The following is a 2,616-nucleotide window of genomic DNA, read 5'->3' as shown; positions in this document are numbered from 1 at the left end:
TCGATGCTTGCGGTCGTTTCTTCGTAAAGCGTTTGCGCGACCGTCGCCGATCCGCGTTTATCGGCAATCGCGCGCACGACGACCGAGCGGGTTTCCTCGCCGATGGTGACGTCGATCCGGTCTCCAGCCTTGACCTCGCGGGCGGGCTTCACCGCTGCGCCATTGAGCTTGACCTTGCCGCCATCGACGGCCTCGGTGGCAGCAGTACGATGCTTGAAGAAGCGGGCTGCCCACAGCCATTTATCGAGACGGGTGCGCACGCTGCTGGGGGAGGCCGCTGCGTCTACCACCGAAGAGACACCGTGCGCAGACTCCTTCTCCACAGCCCCTCGTCCTCGCGTGACGGGTGTCTCACTCGTCATTGCGGCGCCTTGTCGAGCCGAGTTCGGGCGTCGCTCGCCCAGTCTTCCTGCGGGGCGAGTTCGAGCGCCTTCTGCAGCGCTAGACGCGCGTCGGGGTGTCGGCCGGCGGCCTGCTGAGCGAGCCCAAGGTGGTAGAACACCGCCCCCTGCGTCGGGGCGAGTGTGCTTGCGGTTGTCAGAGTGGCGACCGCATCGCCGTGCCGGCCGAGCTTGTGCTGGATCCAGCCCAGGGTGTCGAGCACCATGCCGTTGTCGGGCAAGGCTTTGCGCGCCTGTTCGGCCAACGGCAGGGCCTCGTCCGTGCGACCGCGTTCAGCAAGCATGTGCGCGAGGTTGTTGAGCGCCAGCCCGTGCTCGGGTGCGCGTTCGAGGATGTTGCGGTACTCGGCTTCCGCGGCCTTGGCCTGATCGTTCGCCTGCAGCAGGCTGGCTAGCAGGAAGCGATTGCGAATGCTGTCGGGGCTCAGCTTCACCAACCGGCGTGCGGTGTCGACCGAGGCCTTGAGTTTGCCTTGGCGCGACTCGATCGCTGCGAGCAGGTATAGGGTTTCGGCATCGTCCGGCTTCAGCTTCAGGGCGGCGCGTGAGGCCGCCTCGGCACGCTCGTATTGGGTGGCAAACGCGAAGTAGCGTCCAGCCTCGAAGTGCGCCACCGGATCGGTGGGATAGCGCTGCTGTAGCAACTCTGCGGCCGTGGTGGCCGCGGCGAGGTCACCGCTGGCCTGCGCAGCGGCTAGCCAGCGCGTCACGATCGGGCGCGGGGCACCGGTTTCGGCAGCAAGTTCGCGCAGGATGGCGGCGGCGGCAGCTGCGTCCTGGGCGTCGAGCAGCAGCTCGGCCAGCCGTGACTTGGCGCGCAGCGGCTGGTGGTTTGCGGCGGCGAGCGCGTGCAATGCATCGATCGCCTGCGGGCGGCGATCAAGGGCAATGAGCGTTTCAATACGTTGGAATTGCGCCTCGATATTGTCCGGGGCGAGCTTGAGGGCGCGCTCCAGCGCTGCGAGAGAGCCTGCGCCATCCCCGGTGTCGCGCAGCGCGATTCCGCGCGCGAGCTGGTAGCCTGCATTGCCGGGTTCGGCCGTCGCGGCCTTGTTGAAGCGGGCCAGGGCCTCCTGAGTCTTGCCCAGGCGCAGGTAGGCGGTGCCGAGCACCACGTTGGCGTTGAGTTCGGCACCGCGCGCCTGCTCGGCCAGTCCGTCGAGCAGCGCCACGGTGTCCTCGAAACGTCCGCTGAGGTTGTAAAGCCGACCGAGGTTGATCTTGACCCCGATGTAGCCCGGCGGCGTGCCGGTGAGGCCCTTCTCGAAATGACTGATGGCGGCAGGAATCTCGTTGCGCGCCTCGCGGATCAGGCCCATGCGCTGATGGGCAAAGCGATCGGCCGGGTCGATGCGCAGGGCACGCTCGAAATGCTCGATTGCCTCGTCGTTGCGGTCCATCGCCAGCAGCAGCGAGCCCGCCTTTGTGATGGCCGAGCTGCGCGTGGGGGCGAGTTTGATGGCCGTCTGCAGGGCTGCCAGTGCCTCCTTCGGTTGTGCCCGCAGGCCGAGGGTGACACCGAGCAACTCGTGCGCGGCGGCGTCGCGCGGATGGACCTTGACGGTTTCGCGGGCGAGTTGCTCTGCACCTTCCAGGTCTCCGGCGCGCAGTCGCTTGACCACCGCATCCAACGAGGGGGCGGCCTGGCCGCGTTCGAATCCGAGTTCGGGTAGCGTGCTGGACAGGGACTCGGTCAGCTCTGCCGCCCGACGTTCATCCTCGACCATCAGCGCGGCGGGTGCGACCCCCGCCCACAGCACCGTGCTTGCGGCGAGAAAGTTGCGCGCGAGAAGCGCAGCGCTATGAGGGCGTGTCCCGGTCATGGTGTCTCCAGCATTTGAGTTGGAACCGGCATTCCACCTGTGCGCGATCGATCGCGCAAGGACCTGTTCCACACGATGACAAACGAACGGCGGCTCCGAAGAGCCGCCGTTCGCTGCCAAGGCAGGCGCTGCTTAGTGCTTGCGACGGCGCGCGAAGCCGGCCCCGAGCAGGCTCGCGGCAAGCAGGCCGAGCGTGCCGGGCTCAGGGACCGTCCCGCCACCATCAGCGGTCACGGTGATCAGGTCACGCTCGGACGCGCCGGCGACACCCGGGGCGATAACGGTGAAATCATAGTCGCCCGGCGTCAACCCGGTGATCGTCATGTCGAAGGTCCGCGACTCGCCGCCGGCAACGTCGTCGCAGCCTTCCGCGCTGGTGCACACGAAGCTGA

At 67.4% G+C, this 2,616-nt stretch carries 3 protein-coding genes; all 3 read right to left on the bottom strand.

Translation table 11 applies throughout. The annotated features are described in order from the left end of the window. A partial coding sequence (locus tag RBT54_RS18190) for an RNA-binding S4 domain-containing protein (protein ID WP_320368401.1) occupies positions 1 to 260 on the bottom strand: 260 nt, incomplete at its 3' end. Between the two features lie 98 nt (positions 261 to 358). Then, a complete protein-coding gene (locus RBT54_RS18185) occupies positions 359 to 2,224 on the bottom strand; it encodes a tetratricopeptide repeat protein (RefSeq protein WP_320368400.1) in 1,866 nt (621 codons plus the stop codon). 132 nt (positions 2,225 to 2,356) lie between these two features. Continuing rightward, a partial coding sequence (locus tag RBT54_RS18180) for a PEP-CTERM sorting domain-containing protein (RefSeq protein ID WP_320368399.1) occupies positions 2,357 to 2,616 on the bottom strand: 260 nt, incomplete at its 5' end.

This window comes from Thauera sp., from assembly GCF_034003485.1.
In the GTDB taxonomy this organism is placed as follows: domain Bacteria; phylum Pseudomonadota; class Gammaproteobacteria; order Burkholderiales; family Rhodocyclaceae; genus Thauera.
The sequence above is the reverse complement of the archived record's forward strand: the minus strand, read 5'-3'. Positions and strand labels throughout refer to the sequence as shown.